The organism is Pedobacter sp. 05T44, assembly GCF_056395985.1.
The window spans coordinates 82,474-100,267 of record NZ_JBFTKO010000008.1; the positions used below are offsets into that span (position 1 = coordinate 82,474).

The 17,794-nt window shown below is 37.6% G+C and carries 19 protein-coding genes; 9 read left to right on the forward strand and 10 right to left on the reverse strand.

Annotation, left to right across the window (positions count from 1 at the left end; genetic code table 11):
- Positions 1–57: 57 nt before the first annotated feature.
- Genes AC1DDK_RS14130 through AC1DDK_RS14140 form a run of 3 tightly spaced genes read left to right on the forward strand, consistent with a single transcriptional unit; the run spans position 58 to position 1,640 of the window.
- Positions 58–537 (forward strand): DUF5684 domain-containing protein, encoded by a 480-nt coding sequence (locus AC1DDK_RS14130; protein WP_048907804.1) that lies wholly within the window; start codon positions 58–60, stop codon positions 535–537.
- A 6-nt stretch (positions 538–543) separates the two neighbouring features.
- The gene (locus tag AC1DDK_RS14135) at positions 544–879 is read left to right on the forward strand and encodes a DUF2752 domain-containing protein (protein ID WP_172661792.1); all 336 of its coding nucleotides are present in this window, start codon (positions 544–546) and stop codon (positions 877–879) included.
- A 47-nt stretch (positions 880–926) separates the two neighbouring features.
- Positions 927–1,640, forward strand: a complete 714-nt coding sequence (locus AC1DDK_RS14140; RefSeq protein ID WP_172661791.1) for a GDSL-type esterase/lipase family protein — start codon at positions 927–929, stop codon at positions 1,638–1,640.
- A gap of 7 nt (positions 1,641–1,647) precedes the next feature.
- Here the strand turns inward: AC1DDK_RS14140 and AC1DDK_RS14145 are convergent, their stop codons facing one another.
- Positions 1,648–2,379 (reverse strand): RDD family protein, encoded by a 732-nt coding sequence (locus AC1DDK_RS14145; protein WP_288883775.1) that lies wholly within the window; start codon positions 2,377–2,379, stop codon positions 1,648–1,650.
- Between the two features lie 103 nt (positions 2,380–2,482).
- Between AC1DDK_RS14145 and AC1DDK_RS14150 the strand changes: the two genes are divergently transcribed.
- The 6 genes from AC1DDK_RS14150 to AC1DDK_RS14175 are packed head-to-tail and all read left to right on the forward strand — an operon-like array spanning position 2,483 to position 8,593.
- Positions 2,483–3,469 carry a stage II sporulation protein M gene (locus AC1DDK_RS14150; RefSeq protein WP_337717302.1) on the forward strand — a complete coding sequence of 329 codons (987 nt, stop codon included), beginning with the start codon at positions 2,483–2,485 and terminating at the stop codon, positions 3,467–3,469.
- Positions 3,462–4,352 carry a hypothetical protein gene (locus AC1DDK_RS14155; protein WP_172661788.1) on the forward strand — a complete coding sequence of 297 codons (891 nt, stop codon included), beginning with the start codon at positions 3,462–3,464 and terminating at the stop codon, positions 4,350–4,352. Before AC1DDK_RS14150 ends, AC1DDK_RS14155 begins: the two co-directional genes overlap by 8 nt.
- A gap of 1 nt (position 4,353) precedes the next feature.
- A complete protein-coding gene (locus tag AC1DDK_RS14160; RefSeq protein ID WP_477633951.1) occupies positions 4,354–5,076 on the forward strand; it encodes a DUF4129 domain-containing protein in 723 nt (240 codons plus the stop codon).
- Positions 5,073–6,254, forward strand: coding sequence for a DUF4350 domain-containing protein (locus tag AC1DDK_RS14165; protein ID WP_288883778.1), 1,182 nt, complete (start codon positions 5,073–5,075; stop codon positions 6,252–6,254). Before AC1DDK_RS14160 ends, AC1DDK_RS14165 begins: the two co-directional genes overlap by 4 nt.
- A 3-nt stretch (positions 6,255–6,257) precedes the next feature.
- Positions 6,258–7,235, forward strand: a complete 978-nt coding sequence (locus tag AC1DDK_RS14170; protein ID WP_172661784.1) for an AAA family ATPase — start codon at positions 6,258–6,260, stop codon at positions 7,233–7,235.
- A gap of 11 nt (positions 7,236–7,246) precedes the next feature.
- Positions 7,247–8,593, forward strand: a complete 1,347-nt coding sequence (locus tag AC1DDK_RS14175) for a DUF58 domain-containing protein (protein WP_288883779.1) — start codon at positions 7,247–7,249, stop codon at positions 8,591–8,593.
- Positions 8,594–8,600: 7 nt separating this feature from the next.
- Here AC1DDK_RS14175 and AC1DDK_RS14180 read toward each other — a convergent pair whose 3' ends face one another.
- The 9 genes from AC1DDK_RS14180 to miaB form a co-directional block, all read right to left on the reverse strand.
- Positions 8,601–10,028 carry an L-serine ammonia-lyase gene (locus AC1DDK_RS14180; RefSeq protein ID WP_172661780.1) on the reverse strand — a complete coding sequence of 476 codons (1,428 nt, stop codon included), beginning with the start codon at positions 10,026–10,028 and terminating at the stop codon, positions 8,601–8,603.
- A 16-nt stretch (positions 10,029–10,044) separates the two neighbouring features.
- Complete coding sequence (locus tag AC1DDK_RS14185) at positions 10,045–10,704, reverse strand: MgtC/SapB family protein (protein ID WP_246269625.1); 660 nt, start codon at positions 10,702–10,704, stop codon at positions 10,045–10,047.
- 90 nt (positions 10,705–10,794) lie between these two features.
- Positions 10,795–12,435 (reverse strand): chaperonin GroEL, encoded by a 1,641-nt coding sequence (groL, locus tag AC1DDK_RS14190; protein ID WP_048907795.1) that lies wholly within the window; start codon positions 12,433–12,435, stop codon positions 10,795–10,797.
- 76 nt (positions 12,436–12,511) lie between these two features.
- Positions 12,512–12,805 (reverse strand): co-chaperone GroES, encoded by a 294-nt coding sequence (groES, locus tag AC1DDK_RS14195; protein ID WP_048907794.1) that lies wholly within the window; start codon positions 12,803–12,805, stop codon positions 12,512–12,514.
- A 226-nt stretch (positions 12,806–13,031) separates the two neighbouring features.
- On the reverse strand, positions 13,032–13,391 hold the full coding sequence (secG, locus tag AC1DDK_RS14200) for a preprotein translocase subunit SecG (protein ID WP_048907793.1): 360 nt from the start codon (positions 13,389–13,391) through the stop codon (positions 13,032–13,034).
- A gap of 14 nt (positions 13,392–13,405) precedes the next feature.
- The gene (locus AC1DDK_RS14205; RefSeq protein ID WP_216854417.1) at positions 13,406–14,542 is read right to left on the reverse strand and encodes a hypothetical protein; all 1,137 of its coding nucleotides are present in this window, start codon (positions 14,540–14,542) and stop codon (positions 13,406–13,408) included.
- Between the two features lie 45 nt (positions 14,543–14,587).
- The gene (locus AC1DDK_RS14210) at positions 14,588–15,085 is read right to left on the reverse strand and encodes an LptE family protein (RefSeq protein WP_172661776.1); all 498 of its coding nucleotides are present in this window, start codon (positions 15,083–15,085) and stop codon (positions 14,588–14,590) included.
- 2 nt (positions 15,086–15,087) lie between these two features.
- Positions 15,088–16,323, reverse strand: coding sequence for a sigma-54 interaction domain-containing protein (locus AC1DDK_RS14215; RefSeq protein WP_172661775.1), 1,236 nt, complete (start codon positions 16,321–16,323; stop codon positions 15,088–15,090).
- A gap of 16 nt (positions 16,324–16,339) precedes the next feature.
- Entirely contained in the window at positions 16,340–17,788 is a 1,449-nt protein-coding gene (gene miaB, locus AC1DDK_RS14220; RefSeq protein ID WP_172661772.1) for a tRNA (N6-isopentenyl adenosine(37)-C2)-methylthiotransferase MiaB, read from the reverse strand.
- Between the last annotated feature and the right edge of the window lie 6 nt (positions 17,789–17,794).

Sequence of the window (17,794 nt, forward strand, 5' to 3'; positions counted from 1 at the left end):
AAATTTTGATTTTTTGACATAAAGATTATCTTTATATAAATTAAAACTCAAAAACCTATGGACTACAATTCAGAGTACTCTTCAGCAGCCGCCGCCGGATTGGGCGCCGGAACCGTTTTCTTTTGTTTAATCGTGCTAGTTATTGTCTATGCCGGATTATGGAAAACCTTCGTTAAAGCCGGAAAACCAGGATGGGCGGCTATAATACCAATTTACAATTTAATTGTCCTTATCGAAATTGTTGGTAAACCGACAATATGGATACTTTGGTTATTAATACCATGTGTAAATATTGTATTTAGTGTTTGGCTAATGAATCTGCTAAGTAAAAGTTTCGGAAAAACAGAAGGCTTTACCGTCGGACTTATTATTTTGCCAATTGTGTTCTATCCTATATTAGGCTTTGGTGATGCTAAGTATTTAGGCCCATCTGCTGCAGAAGCACAAAATGGTTTTAATAATCCAAACAACCCTTTTGGTAATAATAATCCGTTCAACGATCCATTTAACAAACCACCTACCACCCCTGGAATTTAATTGTTAGTGTTTATAACATATATCTTATCCGCCTGGTCTTCTTTCTTAGACAAGGCGGATATTTTTTTGCTGCCATGTCCGTTTAAGTATCTCTTTAAAATCGACTGTCCGGGATGTGGATTTCAACGCTCACTAATATTTCTCCTAAAAGGGGATTGGGAAAAGAGTTTTGATATGTATCCACCAACGGTTCCTCTTCTCATTACTTTTATTGTAGGGTTATCGGCAAACTACTGGTTCGGCAAAAGAAGTGATAAGCTCATTAAAACACTATATCTTATTACGGGGTCAATTATATTAGTCAGTTACGTTTATAAAATGTGGATACCTCATCCGCACTAGTAAAATTTCTCAAATCCGTATCTCTTGTTATTCCGTAAATGTCGAATATGAGATATTCGATGGTAATTCTATCATTATTACTGATATTAGCCTGTAAGAAAGGAGAGGTAAAGTCGATGGTTAATGATAGCACTACAAACACGGTTGTGAACCCGTTAAATTATCTTGCGCTTGGCGATTCCTATACCATAGGAGAGTCAGTAGAACGTTATGAGAATTTCCCAAACCAGCTTGCAAATGACCTTACAAAAAAGGGCCTTATAATAAACTCCCCGATCATAGTTGCGAGGACGGGATGGACAACCAGCGAATTGAAATCTGGAATCAAAGACTCTGGGGTACCTGAGCATAAATTTGATATTGTTACTTTACTAATAGGTGTAAATAATCAATATAGAGGTGAATCAAAAGATGTTTACCGTAAGGAATTTAAAGAGCTCCTGCAAATCGCTATTAATTTCACAAAAGACAAAAAATCGCATGTTTTTGTGATATCAATTCCCGATTGGGGAGCTACACCGCATGGCCAGCAAAGCGGACGTGATCCACAAGTCATTGCTAAGGAAATAGATGCTTTTAATGTAATAAACAAAGAAGAGACATTGGCCGCGGGTTTGAATTATTCCAACATTACACCATTTTCCAGATTAGCACTGTCAGACAAAACCTTGGTTGCCGGAGATGGCCTGCATCCCTCAGGAAAGATGTATGCCGGATGGGTTGCGAATGTTGCTCCGTTAGTATTGACGAATTTGAAATAATTATTACCTAATCTCTCTTTGAAGTAATATGTCTGTAGTCTTTAATTACCGTTTTTAAGAATTCTAATTCGTTCATTCCCACTGGCACTTTAATGGCAAGATGTGTTGAGATTCTTGCTGACATTGCATAAATTAAATCAGCATTATTTGTTCTGTAAAAAGTACTGATAACTTCATGGATTAGCTCTGCATCTCTATCTGTAAGCTGATCAGCATAGGCAAAAACGGGGGTATATTCTTCTTCTACCGGATGAAAAGCAATGTGGTTAAAGCCAGTACGGGCAACTGTTTTTATGAGTGTGGTGCCGGCTACTATATCGCCAATTCTTTGCTTGTTTTCTGTTATAGCCACACAAATTAATCCGCCTACCTGAGCGGTTAGTGTAAAATCTACGAGTCTAAACAACCAGCGGATAAAATACTGACCTAAACTTGCCTGGCCTCCGTTTAAGCTAATCACTTTTATCTTTAGTAACTTTTTGCCGATACTTTGTCCGTTCATAAAGATCTCAGAAATAAGGTCATAAAAAACAAAGCAAGCACCATAAATTGACCATATGGAAATGACAAGGATTTTTGACTGTGCAGAGCCTGTAAGTGCAGTTAATACCATAAGCAGAATTGCTACGACGATAAAAGCGCCCAAATCAATCAACCTTGCAGCCACCCGTTCTCCCAATCCTGCAACCGGATAGTCTATAGCCACATGCTGACTTGTGTTTACCTGTATTGTTTCCATATAAACTCAAACTTAGATAAAATTTAAAACAAAGAAATGTTCAGGAGAATTAAAATAATGATAGTGAATTTTTCTTGTAAAAATCTTTTTTATGCTATTTTACATGAAAATTAGAGCCCTCACAAAACCTATGAGAGAATCGTTGTTTGTTAAGCAGAATTCCAGTAAATGGAAATCCTATGAACAAATGAGTGCAGCCACACCAGATGAGCTGGCTGATAGGTTTGTTGACATTACCAATGATCTGGCTTACGCCAAAACATTTTATCCAAAATCAAAAACAACAGAATATTTAAACGGAATTGCTGCATTGCTGCATCAATCTATTTATAAGAATAAAAAAGAGGACACCAATACGTTCATTGAATTCTGGAAATTTGAGTTACCTATCCTTTTTTATACCTATCGCAGGCAGTTGCTGTATGCACTAATATTTTTTGTAATCTCAAGCTTAATAGGAATTCTGTCTGCAAAATATGATGATTCTTTCTTAAGGTTAATACTTGGAGATGGGTATGTAAATATGACCAATGAGAACATTGCTAAGGGAGATCCATTTGGCGTTTATAAAAAGCAAGGTGAGTTCAGCATGTTTTTTATGATTGCTGCCAACAATATCTATGTGTCTTTATTGATGTTTGTAAGTGGAATATTCTTCTCGATTGGGCCTGTATTCTTTATCTTAAGAAATGGAATAATGCTTGGCTCATTCGAATATTATTTCTTTAGTAAAGGTTTGGGACTGGAATCTATATTGGTAATATGGATTCATGGGACTTTGGAAATATCTGCCATCATAATTGCCGGTGGTGCAGGTTTGGTTTTAGGGCATGGCTTATTGTTTCCTAAAACATATACACGCCTTCAGGCATTTATAAAAAGTGCAAAAGACGGAACTAAAATAGCTTTGGGAATATTACCTATAATTGTGGTGGCAGCAATATTTGAAAGTTTTGTTACCAGGCATACCGATATGCCGATTTGGTTAAGTGTTTCCATTCTTGGAGGCTCATTTTTATTTATGGTTTGGTATGTAGTATTGTATCCTGCCCAACTTATTAAACGCACTCAAAATATAAACAATGTCTGATAAATTAGAATTTAGAAAGCTCAGAGAGTTTGGTGAGATCATTAATGATATGTTCCAGTTCATAAAACAGAACTTTAAGCCATTAATGAAAACCTATATTTATTTATGCGGCTTCTTTGTACTTGCCGGAATGTTAGCGGCAATAATGTATCAGGTTGGCTTACAAAAGATTAATTTCGGCTACGGTGGCAATCAGGCAAACGCCAACCCTTTCAACAGGTTTGGTCAGTTGTTCTCATTCAATTATTTCGTTGTGATCATATTTTCATTACTCAATTATACTGCAATAACTGTTTCAACCTTAAGCTTTATTGCATTATACGTTCAAAAAGGAAACCAGGCGCCAACTGTGGAAGAAGTTTGGTCATATTTCAAATATTATTTCCTTAGGGTATTTGGGAGTAGTATTGCTGTGTGTATTTTTCTTATTATTTGCCTTCTATTCTGTGGCTTGCCGTTTTTTTATGTGTTTCCGGCGATGTCTCTTTTTTATTCCATAATGGTGGTAGAGAATGGAAGCTTTGAATATTCATTTAGCAGATCTTTCAAACTCTTAAAAGATCAATGGTGGGTAACCGCAGGAGCAATATTTGTTATATGGATAATTACCTATGCATGCATGTCTATGGCCTCTATGCCAGCTATAATACTTACTATGGTTTCTGCATTTACCAAAGCATCCGGTGGTATGAGTACTTTTATCATTGTTATTTCTACAGTTATTCAATATGTATGTCAGGTGTTTATGATCTTGCCTGTTATAGGTGTTACACTCTGTTATTTTAATCTGGTAGAACGTTTGGATAATACCGGATTATTGGAAAGGATAAATCAACTTGGAAAGTCCGAAACGAATTTAAATTCTACCCCTGAGGATTATTAGCATGCGTTTACTGCTCTTCATTTTTCTTTTTTTTGGAATGCTACAGGTTCAGGCTAATGTAGAAAAGCAGGATTCTGTTGCACAAAAAACAGTCGTCAGACTGGATACGACTAAGGTTGATCTGCGTGGGTTCGATAAAAGTAAACTGGAAGCACATAGTAAAGAAACAGACTTCATTTATGATGATGTCCCTGCGCCAAATCTTAGCTTTTGGGACAGGTTTTGKCGATGGTTTTGGCGCTTGATAGGCCAAGCACTAAGTAACAAGGTGTCTGGTGGTTTAATAAAATACTTAGCAATTATTGCACTGGTTGGATTGGTAGTTTTCATTGTCTTAAAAATAATTGGTGCAGATCTGAAAATATTTTCCCGTAAGTCTCAAATAGTGGAGGTGCCCTATAATGAGTCTGATGATAACATCCATGAAATTAATTTTAATGAGGAGATAGAAAAGGCTATAGTGAATGCTAATTATAGATTGGCTGTCAGACTTTTGTATTTGCGGACACTTAAAAAACTGAGCGATAAAGACCTGATTCACTGGCTCCCTGAAAAAACAAATCAAACGTATATCAGCGAGATTAATGATTCCGATAAGAAGAAAGAATTCAGCAAGCTTACTCATCAATTTGAATATGTTTGGTACGGCGAGTTTTTTATTGACAAAGAGAATTTCAATGCCATTAAAGACACTTTTGAACGGTTTAATTTACATAGCTCATGAAGGGATTAAGAAGATATCTTATTGTGAGTGCCGTGCTTTTGGTTGGTTATCTGGTTGCCCAGTATTATAAACCCAAGCCAACAAACTGGACCCCCAGCTATTTAAAAGAAGATAAGATCCCCTATGGCACGTACATTCTGTTTCATGAAATACATGATTTATTTCCCAAAAGAGATGTGAGAATAATCCGAGATCCAATATATAATATTTTAAAGGATAAAAAGTTTAATAATACCAACTACCTTTTTATTTCTCATTCTATGGAACTTGATAAGCTGGATTTTAAAGAACTTATCAGCTTTGTAAATGAGGGAAACAATGCTTTTTTTGCCGCCTTTGATTTTGGTAAAATTTTAAGTGATACACTTAAGTTTGATATAGGATCGTCGTATAACTATTCGACAGAAAAATCTACCGGAATTAATTTCACCAATCCAAAGTTGAAAACGAAATACAATTATGCCTTCGGAAAGCAAATTGCCGAACAGTATTTTAGTAAAATCGATACTTCCAGGGTAACGGTATTGGGTAAAAATGCTAATGGGAAGCCAAACTTTATTAAATACAGTTTTGGTAAAGGAAATATATACATTTTACCAAATCCTCAACTATTTACCAATTACAGCCTGATAAATCCTTTAGGCGCGGATTATGCAGCAAAGGCCCTATCATACCTTCCCAGCTCTGCAAGTTTAATGTGGGACGAACACAATACACGAGGTAATATCGATGATTCAGCCGTTTTAAGAGTGATTTTTAGAAATGAATCACTGCGATGGGCATACTATATTGCATTGGTAGGATTGATCATCTTTGTTTTGTTTGAAATGAAGCGCAGACAGCGGATAATTCCTGTAATAGAACCCTTAAAAAACTCATCCTTAGATTTTGTTAAGGTTGTTGGAAAAGTATACTATCAGCAACGGGACAATGGAGATATTGCAAGAAAAAAGGTAAGCTATTTTCTTGAGCATATTCGAAGTACCTATAACCTTAAAACAACATCACTGAATAAAGAATTGGAAGAAGCTTTAAATATCAGATCAGGAGTGCCCCAAGAAACGATTAGCCAACTGTTTAGCATTGTAAATGTGATAAATAACAATCAGTTTGTTGATGATAACTCACTGATCAACCTTAATAAACTAATTGAAAGATTTTATAAACAAGCTCAATAAACTATGGAACCGGAAATTTTTAATGAAAGAACCGACTTAACTGAACTTAATCAGGCTGTTGATCAGATAAGACAAACACTGAGCAGTATTATTATTGGGCAAAAGGAAACAATAGATTTTCTAATTGCAGCCCTACTTGCCGATGGCCATATTTTGCTCGAAGGTGTCCCTGGTGTGGCTAAAACATTAAGTGCTAAACTTGTTGCCAAAAGCATTGATGCTTCATTTTCACGAATTCAGTTCACTCCTGATTTAATGCCTTCCGATGTATTGGGGACATCTGTATTTGACCCCAGATCTTCGTCGTTTGAATATAGAAAAGGGCCTATATTTGGACATATCATATTGGTTGATGAAATTAATCGCGCTCCTGCAAAAACTCAGTCAGCTTTGTTTGAAGTGATGGAAGAACGACAAATAACTGTAGATGGACATACCTATCAAATGGATGAGCCTTTTATGGTGCTGGCTACCCAAAATCCAATAGAACAGGAAGGGACTTATAGATTGCCCGAAGCCCAGCTAGATAGATTCTTATTTAAGATCGAAGTTAAATACCCTACACTGGAAGAAGAGATAATTATCCTTCAAAATCAACATCAGCAAAAGCTTGAGGTAGAGATAAATGCAGTTAAAGCGGTTCTAAGTATCGATAAGATTAAGAAATGCAGGGCAATAATTAAGGCCTTGCATGTTGAACCTAAACTAATAGAATATGCAGCAAGGATAACTCATGAAACAAGGAATAATAAATCACTTTACCTGGGCGCTTCACCCCGGGCATCTTTAGCAATGATCAATAGCGCTAAAGCCATTGCAGCAATGCAGGGTCGTGATTTTGTTACGCCAGAGGATATCATAAAAGTGGCGGTACCTGTTCTTGCACACAGAATTATGCTAACACCAGATAAGGAAATGGAAGGACTTACTCCTGCTGATATAGTTGGTCAAATTATTCAAAAATTAGAAATTCCAAGGTAATACCAAAGCTGTTGAAGAACTTTTTTAAGACATATTATAAAGACCTGTTTTTAGGTAAAAGGCTGTTTGCAGGAATTGGGCTTTGTGCTACTTTGTTCCTGTTTTCTTTCTTTTTGCCATGGCTTGGGGATATCCCATTTATTGCTTTTTGGACGCTGATAGCATTGGTTATTATTGATATGCTCATGCTTTATCGACAGGATAGGAGCTTCTTTTTAAGACGGGATCTTCCCGAAAGATTAAGTAACGGCGATGAAAATGAAATCAATATTTATATCGAGAGCTTTTATCCTTTTGCAACTAAAGTTGGTATTATTGATGAAATTCCTTTACAATTTCAGAAGAGAGACATCTGGTTTACCAGTAATTTAAAACCCCGTGAACACAAAACAATTAATTATACTTTAAGGCCTACCAAAAGGGGCGAATATGTATTTGGATTGGTTCGGTTGTATGTTAGTTCGCCGCTAAGCTTAATAGTAAGGAGGTTTAACTTTGGACAAGAAACAACAGTGCCAGTTTATCCTTCCTTTTTGCAATTAAGAAGATACGAATTAATGGCGATATCAAACAGACTGAATGAAATTGGGATTAAAAAAATAAGAAGAATAGGTCATAGCCTGGAGTTTGATCAGGTAAAGAGTTATGTGCAGGGCGATGATTATAGAACTGTTAACTGGAAAGCGACAGCCCGGAAAGGAGAGTTGATGGTGAATTCCTTTACAGATGAAAAAGCTCAACATGTCTATTGTGTGATTGATAAATCGAGAATCATGAAAATGCCTTTTGAGGGATTGAGCTTATTGGATTATGCAATTAATGCAAGTTTAATTCTTTCTAACGTGGCTTTGTTAAAGGAAGATAAAGCGGGCTTAATAACCATAGCTGAAAAGACCGGAAGTATTGTGCCAGCAGATAGAAAACCTGCTCAGCTTGGTAAGATTATGAGCGTTTTGTATAAAGAAAAAACAAGATATCTCGAAACCAACATGGAGGCCCTTTATACAAGCATCCGAAGCGTTTTAAAGCAGCGTAGTTTGTTAGTTTTCTTTACAAATTTCGAAAGCATGTCGGCATTAAACAGACAGCTGCCATTTTTAAAGCGTATTGCTAAATTCCATTTGCTGCTTATTGTGTTTTTTGAAAACACCGAACTGAAATCTCTTACCGAACAGGAAGTAAAAGACGTAGAAGGGATTTACATTAAAACCATTGCCAGCAAATTTGCTTATGAGAAAAAGCTAGTCGTAAAGGAACTTGCCAAACATGGAATCTTAAGCATTCTTACCCCACCAGAAAAACTGACCATAAATGTAATCAACAGATATCTTTCTATTAAAGCCCAACAGAAAATCTAATAAGACTTTAGCACTCAGGCAAACTTATTGGAATATTGGTAGCCAAACCGCCATCAGATGTCTCTTTATATTTCGAATTCATATCTAAAGCAGTTTCCCACATCGTATTAACTACGGCGTCTAAACTTACCTTGGCTTTGTCCGGGTTACTTTGCAATGCAAGYTGACTTGCTGTAATTGCTTTAATAGCGCCCATAGTATTCCTTTCTATACAAGGTATTTGAACTAAACCACCAATAGGGTCACAGGTAAGGCCTAAGTGATGCTCCATGGCTATTTCAGCAGCCATTAAAACCTGTCTCTGAGAGCCTCCTAAACACTCAGTGAGCGCAGCTGCTGCCATTGCTGAAGACACTCCGATTTCGGCCTGGCATCCGCCCATAGCAGCAGATATTGTAGCTCCCTTTTTGAAGATACTGCCTACTTCAGACGCACAGGCAATGAACTGTGTAATTTTTTCTTCATCAAATCCATCACAAAATGTTATAAAGTATTGTAATACCGCTGGTATAACTCCAGCCGCGCCATTGGTTGGGGCCGTTACCACCCTGCCAAATGAAGCATTTTCTTCATTAACAGCCAGGGCAAAACAGCTCACCCAGTCAAGCGTGTAATTAAATCCATTTCCGCCTGCTCTAATGGCCATTATCCAACTTTCATAGTTAGTGTACACACTATTGCCCATCAGCTTTTTATTAAGCGCTGCGGCCCTTCTGGCCACGTTTAGCCCTCCCGGCAAAAAACCTGAGGTATGACACCCTCTGTAAATGCAATCCTTCATTACATTGAAGTGCTGCAAAATTCCTGTTTTTGTTGCAGCTTCTGTCCGCCAGGCCAGTTCATTTTCCATTACTACCTCAGAAACTTTAAGTCCTGTAGTAAGGCACCAGTGTAACAGATCTCCAGCTTTTTCAATAGGGAAAGGTAAATCAACCTGCTCTCTTTCTTTACCATCCTCTCCTTCTTTAACTACAAAACCACCGCCAATAGAGTAATAGGTCTCGGATATTGCTTTTTCCGTTTTTAGAAACGCTTGAAAAGTAACCGCATTTGGGTGAAATGGAAGGCTTTCAAAAAGGAGAAATATCAGATCCTCATCATAGTTGAATTCAATTGGTTTTTCTCCTGCCAGAATTAGTGACTGCTCTTTTTTGATAGATTCAATAGTACACTCAATCGAGTTTACATCAAATGTTACTGGATCTGCACCTGCCAGTCCCAATAATATGGCAACATCAGTTCCATGTCCTTTACCAGTTTTTGCTAAGGATCCGTAAAGCAAAATCTTTATTTGCTCAACCTCACCTAATAAATTTTGCTGTTTTAACGAAGCTGTGAATTGCTGTGCTGCTCGCCACGGACCAAGGGTGTGTGAACTTGAAGGTCCAATTCCTATCTTAAAAATATCAAATACTGAGATCTGTTCTCTTTGCATAATGCAAAGCTAAAACTTAAAAATCAAATGCTATGATATTTCTATCCTGAAGCATACGGTCTACAAATCTTTTGTGGTTTTTGGGGCTCCCTATGGCTATCCATGTTCCACTGATGATGCCATTAGCGAGTTCCTGCTTGCCCCGGGTAAGCTTTAATTTAGAGGTCTTGATGTCTTCTTCATATTTCTCCAGACTTTCATTTTCAAATCTTTTTACGATTCTGTAAACTCTTTTAGTAAAGCGGCGTTCTACCATATCTTCTAAAAAGGGAAAAGTAAGTAAGGCCAATAGAACAACCAGTGTTACACCTATTGCCTGTTCATAATATCCAGAACCAATAGCCATTCCAATTGCGGCTACAATCCATATTACACAAGCTGTAGTTAAGCCTTTAACCTGATTGTCTTCTTTAAAAATAACACCTGCACCCAAAAAGCCTATGCCAGTAACAATATTGGAGGCAATACGATCATGGCTACTTAAACCAATTTTTATAGACAGAATGGTGAATAATGTAGAACCAAGACCAATCATGATCATGGTTTTTAGTCCAGCCTGTTTGCTTCTGAACTCTCGCTCCGCACCAATTAAACCACATAGTAGTGTTGCCAGTAAAAATTTGTTCACTTCACTAAGCGTAAGGAAATGACCGTTCTCTAAAAAATTCTCCATCATGTTTTAACTACCTAAATATAACAAAGATTTAAAACAAAAAGACCCGCTGATAACAGCGGGTCTTTTTTTATATGTGTAGGCAAATAATGATTACATCATTCCACCCATACCACCACCACCCATAGGAGGCATAGCACCACCTGCAGGAGCTTCTTCCGGATCATCAGCTAAAACAACCTCAGTTGTTAATAACATAGCCGCAATAGAAGCTGCATTTTCTAATGCTACACGACCAACTTTAGTTGGATCGATAACACCAGCTGCAATTAGGTTCTCATATACATCAGTACGGGCATTGTAACCGAAGTCAGCTTTACCTTCTTTAACTTTTTGTACAACGATAGAACCTTCGATACCAGCATTCTGGCAAATCTGACGTAAAGGCTCTTCAATGGCACGACGAATGATCTGGATACCAGTAGTTTCGTCATCATTTGAACCTTTCATGCCTTCTAACGCCTCGATAGCACGGATGAAAGCAACACCACCGCCAGCCACGATACCTTCTTCAACCGCTGCGCGGGTTGCATGTAAAGCATCATCAACACGGTCTTTTTTCTCTTTCATTTCAACTTCAGAAGCTGCACCTACGTAAAGAACTGCAACACCGCCAGCTAATTTAGCCAAACGCTCTTGTAATTTCTCTTTGTCATAATCAGATGTAGTAGTCTCAATTTGAGCTTTGATCTGGTTAACACGAGCTTTGATGTCTTCAGACTGACCAGCACCATTGATGATTGTAGTGTTGTCTTTGTCAACAACAACTTTCTCAGCAGTACCCAAATAAGTAAGGTCAGCATTCTCTAATTTATAACCTCTTTCTTCAGAGATAACAGTACCGCCAGTTAAAATAGCGATGTCTTCTAACATTGCTTTTCTTCTGTCGCCAAAACCTGGGGCTTTAACAGCAACAACTTTCAGAGATCCACGGATTTTGTTAACTACTAAAGTAGCTAAAGCTTCACCGTCTAAATCTTCAGCGATGATCAATAGCGGTTTACCAGTTTGAACTTGTTTTTCTAATACAGGCAACAATTCTTTCATGTTGCTGATTTTTTTGTCGTAGATCAAAATGTAAGGGTTTTCTAATTCCGCTTCCATTTTGTCAGCATTAGTTACAAAATATGGAGATAAGTAACCACGGTCAAATTGCATACCTTCAACTGTTTTTACTTCAGTTTCAGTACCTTTTGCTTCTTCAACAGTAATAACGCCATCTTTACCAACTTTGCCCATAGCCTCAGCGATCAATGCACCAATTACTTCGTCATTGTTAGCAGAGATAGACGCAACTTGTTTGATTTTGTTGTTGTCTTCACCTACAGTTTGCGATTGAGCTTTTAAGTTCTCAACAATTGCAGTAACTGCTTTATCGATACCACGTTTTAAGTCCATTGGATTTGCACCAGCAGCTACGTTTTTAATACCTGCAGTTACAATTGCCTGAGCTAACACAGTTGCAGTTGTCGTTCCGTCACCCGCAATATCAGCAGTTTTAGAAGCTACTTCTTTAACCATTTGAGCACCCATATTTTCAATTGGGTCTTTCAATTCAATTTCTTTAGCTACTGTAACACCATCTTTAGTGATAGCAGGTGAGCCAAATTTTTTGTCAATGATTACGTTACGACCTTTTGGGCCTAAAGTTACTTTTACAGCATTAGCCAAAATGTCAACACCTCTTTTCAGAGAGTCGCGGGCTTCTACATTATATTTTACTTGTTTTGCCATTTTATTTTTTTTGATTCTTGTTTAAGCTGAAATGAATTAAGCATTAACCAATTTCATTTCAATAATTATACTTGGATTAAAGAGTTCCTAAGATATCAGAATCTCTCATAATTAAATACTCAGTACCTTCAATAGTAACTTCAGTGCCACCATATTTACTGTATAAAACCTGATCACCAACCTTAACACTTAATGGGATTAGATTTCCAGTTTGATCAGCATATTTACCAGGTCCTACAGCTACTACTATTCCTTGTTGAGGTTTTTCTTTAGCGGTATCAGGGATATAAATACCAGAAGCTGTTTTTTCTTCTGCAGCAGCAGCTTCAACAACTACTCTATCTGCATTAGGTTTAAAGTTTAAAGCCATAACTTATTATTGTTTTGTTTTTAGATTTATAAATGTAAAAGTAATTTAATTACGCACGAAGTACATATCAGTTTTTGTGCCAAGGGGCTTAAGCTTGACAAATTTACACAGCCTTGTCAGCTAATGGATTAAGGCAAACTATTTTTGTGTCAGAGTGGCAGGGGTAAAAAAAAGCCCGGAAGTGGTATTACTTCCGGGCTTTTGCATTCTTATAGAATATAAGAACTTATTTTTTTGTAGTGTCTGTTGCTGCTGGTGGCGTATTTGCCGGAGCAGGAGCAGTATTGCCGCCACCAATTGGAGATGGAGTAGGAGTCTTGTCAAGTTGTTCCTGAATTTTAGAACCAGCTCCAGTTGCTGATGAGCCGCCTGATTTACCAATAGTTGTAATTGATAAAGTAAGCACTACAACAAGCGCTAATAAAACCCAGGTTCCTTTTTCTAAAACGTCACCTGTACGTTGAACGCCAAACATATTACTGCCAGATCCGCCTGTTGCCAGACCACCACCTTTAGGATTTTGTATCAAAACAAATAGCGCTAAGGCAATACAAACGATGATTAATAAAATAATTAAGAAAAGCATATTATGTTAGGTTGTTAAATTTTTTTTTCTATCGATTGAATAAGGTCGGCAAAGTAACGGCTTTTTTCTGGAAACATCAAACTTAATTTTTCATAAGTCTCTATGGCCTTGTCATAAAGCATCTGCTCAATATAGATGTTTGCCAGCGTTTCAGATACCAGGTCATTATGGTCCTCCGCACTTTTTTTGGCTTTATTCTCGTTATTTATTTGCTCTGGTTTAGGTGGACTTATCTGAGGCTCGTTCTTTATAAAGCTTTCAATAATTTCAGCTCCCTTTGAGCGTTGTTTAAACTCATTTGGCGAATATTCACTTTCTTCTTCATCAAATGGGCTCTGCATGTGAAATATATTCTCCACATATTGCTGCTGAAGCTCATTTGCTTTTTTATTTCTATCCGGTTTTTGCTCCTGCTCTTGCTTAACATGCTTGGGCGAAGCGTAAGGTTGAAATATTTGCTGATGCTCTTTTCTTGTTTTAGCAAGCCACCATAAAAATGTGTAAGGAAGCTGATCATCATCATATTTACTGATCACAATCGTATCATCTTCTTCAACAGGCTCTTCTTCTTTATATTCCTCAATTTGATTCTCAGTAACTTCCGAAGTTTCTGTTACTGGTTCAACTTTGAAATTTTCCTGAAAGGCGAAAAAATCTGTAGCTACAATGTTCTCTAAAACAAGGTCATCCTCTGGGTTCTCTCTGTTTTCTTCAAGAGTAATCGGAGGTGTATCAGCGTAATGATAATCACTTATGTTTACTTCGCCAATTTCATCAAATACTTCCTGGTCATCGCTTATCTTTTGTTCTTCCAATTCAGAAGGAACTTCATCAATTACAAATTCGTCTAAGGTTTCAGGGTTATTACCGAAAGATTCTGAAGGTGAATAGCTGACAACGTTGAAACCTACCGGCTCTAAGCGTTCTGTTTCATGAATAAAATTATGGAGTAGCTGTCCATTCGTGTACAGGGCAGCAGTAGCAAGATTGGCATTGCCCTCATCTGTATTCAAAGTGGCTTTTGCCAGCAGCAGATGAACGGGTTGAAAATAAGGATACTGCTTAACGAGATCTTGAAGCATAACTGTGTCATCCTGAGATGTTTTCTCAGGTACAGCAATTAATCTTGTTAGCTGTTCTTTAATATTCATATCCTGCTCCACGATGCTAAGTTAATAATTGATCTCTATTTTGACCTACCATTGTGCAAAAGCCCTGTTAAAAATATCCTCAATAAGCTGAGCAGTAACATCTTTAATTAAAGCAGGTTCTTGTGCTTGCAGGTTTCCCGCCAGTTTAAAATCTTTATAACGCTCAAAAGATTGCTCAAAGCTTTGTTTGGGATCAAGATTGTTTACGTATTTTACATTAACCGTTATCGATAGCCTGTTTGCACCTGCTGTAGGTTGCTTGTTGTCTGTTATGGCTACAGGGGTGATGCTATATCCGGTAATATTTCCAGAAAAAACACCTTGAGCATCATTCTGTGTAATACTTAAGTTGGTTTGGTTCCTGATACGTGTTTTCAATTCCTCTGTAAATTGTGAGCTTAAGGAAGCTACTACTAAAGGGGCATTGTTTTCAAAAACCTTAACGCTGATTGTTTTCATTTCAGGAGGAATGGAAGTTCCTTTTAGCCCTACTGTACAGCTACTAAAAAAGAATAGTAATATGATTATAGATAGATTTTTCATCCTTAGTTTAAATTCAATTCTTTAATTTTTCTATATAACGTACGTTCGGAGATGCCTAATTCCTGAGCAGCAAATTTGCGCTTTCCTTTGTGTTTTTTCAATGCTTTTTTGATCAGATCAGATTCCTTATCTATTAAAGATAGAGATTCCTCAACTTCTTCTGCTTCATGGGTATAGTTGTAATCCACAGGAGCATTTTGAACAGGCTTTTTAATAGTAAGGGTGGCTTGCTCATTGCCATAAGTCTGATCCACCTCCTGATAAAGCTGATTGATATAATGAGGGTTGTCTGCCATGATGTGCGAAGTATTTCCTCCACTCTGAATGATTTCTGCTACCAGCTTTTTCAATTCCATCATATCTTTTTTCATATCAAAAAGAACCTTGTAAAGGATATCTCTTTCTGTATAATCTTCTTTCGTATTCCCGTTAATTGCTACAGGTAGATTTGTGGCGCTTTCATTAGGGATGTAGTTCAGCAAAGCTGCTGCTGTAACATTCCGGTCTTTCTCCAGAACACAGATCTGTTCGGCAATATTTTTTAACTGACGTACATTTCCCGGCCAACTGTAATTGCTCAAAATCTGTATTGCTTCAGGCTCAAGCTGTATGCCCGGGCTGCGGTATTTATCACTAAAGTCTGCAGAGAATTTTCTGAATAATAAATAAATGTCTTCTTTGCGTTCGTGCAAGGCAGGAATGCGCAATGGAACAGTATTTAATCTATAATATAAATCTTCACGGAATTTACCAGATTTTACACGGTTATAAACATCAACATTGGTTGCTGCAATAATTCGTACATCTGTTTTTTGCACTTTGGATGAGCCGACTCTAAGGTACTCACCGCTTTCAAGGATACGTAACAAACGTGCCTGAGTACCTAAAGGCAATTCTGCAACCTCATCAAGAAAAATGGTGCCTCCGTTTGCTACCTCAAAATAACCTTTGCGGGCTTCATGGGCTCCGGTAAAAGATCCTTTTTCGTGGCCAAATAATTCAGAGTCAATGGTTCCTTCCGGAATGGCCCCGCAGTTTACAGCAATAAAGGCCCCGTGTTTGCGGGTGCTCATCTGGTGGATAATATGAGAGAAAACCTCTTTACCACTACCACTTTCACCCGTAATTAAAACAGACATGTCGGTTGGCGCAACCTGCCTGGCAATATCTATAGCCCGGTTTAATAGCGGAGAACCACCAATTATCCCAAAACGATTTTTTATGTCTTGTACGTCCAATGTAATCTGTGTTTAATTAAACAATTTCAGGCTCTTCAACTACAACAGTTCCTAATAAGGTTGCCGAGGTACAACGGTCTATGTGCACATATACATATTGCCCTGCGCTAACACCTTCTGTTGCCGGGAAAACCACCATTGCATTCTGATCATTTCTGCCGCAGAAATCTTTATCTGATTTTTTTGAAGTCCCTTCCACTAAAATCCTAACAGTTTTTCCAACAAATTGTTGTAAACGATATAAAGAAGTTTCCTGTTGTTTAATCAGGATCTCACTTAACCTGCGTTTTTTAACATCTTCCGGAATATCATCTTCAAACTTACGTGCAGCAAGGGTTCCTGGTCGCTCAGAATAACTAAAGGTAAATGCGAAATCATATTTCACATAGTCCATAATGCTAAGCGTTTCCTGATGTTCTTCTTCTGTTTCTGTACAAAAACCTGCAATAATATCAGATGAAATTGCGCAGTCAGGAATGATATTCCTGATCGCATCAATCCTGTTAATGTACCACTCTCTGGTGTAAGTACGGTTCATTAATTCTAATACCCTGCTACTTCCTGATTGAATAGGCAAGTGTATATAGTTGCATATATTATCGTATTTAGCGATGGTGTATAAAACTTCGTCGGTAATGTCTTTAGGGTGAGAAGTAGAGAAACGAATTCTTAAGTCAGGACTAATCAAAGCTACTTTTTCAAGCAATTGAGCAAAGTTAACTTCAATTTCAGTACTATCATCAGCATCATTACCCTTCCATTTGTATGAATCTACATTCTGACCAAGTAAAGTAACTTCTTTATAGCCCCGGTCAAATAGGTCCTGAGCTTCCGCCATAATCGAATGTGGGTCTCTGCTACGCTCTCTACCTCTTGTAAAAGGAACTACGCAAAAAGAACACATGTTATCACAACCGCGCATAATAGAAATAAATGCGGTAATGCCATTCCCGTTTAACCTAACAGGACTAATGTCTGCATAAGTTTCCTCACGGGATAATAGCACATTTATAGCTTTATGACCACTTTCTACTTCACTTAGCAGTTGTGGCAATTCACGGTATGCATCCGGTCCAACAACTACATCAACCAATTTCTCTTCTTCAAGAAATTTTGATTTCAAACGTTCAGCCATACAGCCCAGAACACCTACAATAAGTTTAGGGTTTCTGCGCTTTTCGGCACCAAATTGCGATAGGCGGTTACGTACTCTTTGTTCTGCGTTTTCACGGATAGAGCAAGTATTTATAAATACTACATCAGCCTCCTTGTAATCACCAGTAGTTTCAAATCCCTGATCTAATAATATAGATGCAACAATTTCGCTATCCGCAAAATTCATTTGGCAACCATAACTTTCAATATACAGTTTGCGGCCATTGCGCACCAAAGGTGCATCAACAATTAAAGCCTCGCCCTGGCGCTCTTCATCATGTGTCTTATCTGTAAGCTGTAAATCAATCATAAATGG

Excerpts from the sequence above, each read along its gene's own strand:
- AC1DDK_RS14130 (WP_048907804.1), top strand. The coding sequence starts at position 58 with ATGGACTACAATTCAGAGTACTCTTCAGCAGCCGCCGCCGGATTGGGC.
- AC1DDK_RS14170 (WP_172661784.1), top strand. The coding sequence starts at position 6,258 with ATGGAACCGGAAATTTTTAATGAAAGAACCGACTTAACTGAACTTAAT.
- AC1DDK_RS14155 (WP_172661788.1), top strand. The coding sequence starts at position 3,462 with ATGTCTGATAAATTAGAATTTAGAAAGCTCAGAGAGTTTGGTGAGATC.
- AC1DDK_RS14165 (WP_288883778.1), top strand. The coding sequence starts at position 5,073 with ATGAAGGGATTAAGAAGATATCTTATTGTGAGTGCCGTGCTTTTGGTT.
- AC1DDK_RS14140 (WP_172661791.1), top strand. The coding sequence starts at position 927 with ATGAGATATTCGATGGTAATTCTATCATTATTACTGATATTAGCCTGT.
- AC1DDK_RS14205 (WP_216854417.1), bottom strand. The coding sequence starts at position 14,542 with ATGAATATTAAAGAACAGCTAACAAGATTAATTGCTGTACCTGAGAAA.
- groL (WP_048907795.1), bottom strand. The coding sequence starts at position 12,435 with ATGGCAAAACAAGTAAAATATAATGTAGAAGCCCGCGACTCTCTGAAA.
- AC1DDK_RS14185 (WP_246269625.1), bottom strand. The coding sequence starts at position 10,704 with ATGATGGAGAATTTTTTAGAGAACGGTCATTTCCTTACGCTTAGTGAA.
- AC1DDK_RS14150 (WP_337717302.1), top strand. The coding sequence starts at position 2,483 with ATGAAAATTAGAGCCCTCACAAAACCTATGAGAGAATCGTTGTTTGTT.
- miaB (WP_172661772.1), bottom strand. The coding sequence starts at position 17,788 with ATGATTGATTTACAGCTTACAGATAAGACACATGATGAAGAGCGCCAG.
- AC1DDK_RS14145 (WP_288883775.1), bottom strand. The coding sequence starts at position 2,379 with ATGGAAACAATACAGGTAAACACAAGTCAGCATGTGGCTATAGACTAT.
- groES (WP_048907794.1), bottom strand. The coding sequence starts at position 12,805 with ATGGCTTTAAACTTTAAACCTAATGCAGATAGAGTAGTTGTTGAAGCT.
- AC1DDK_RS14210 (WP_172661776.1), bottom strand. The coding sequence starts at position 15,085 with ATGAAAAATCTATCTATAATCATATTACTATTCTTTTTTAGTAGCTGT.
- secG (WP_048907793.1), bottom strand. The coding sequence starts at position 13,391 with ATGCTTTTCTTAATTATTTTATTAATCATCGTTTGTATTGCCTTAGCG.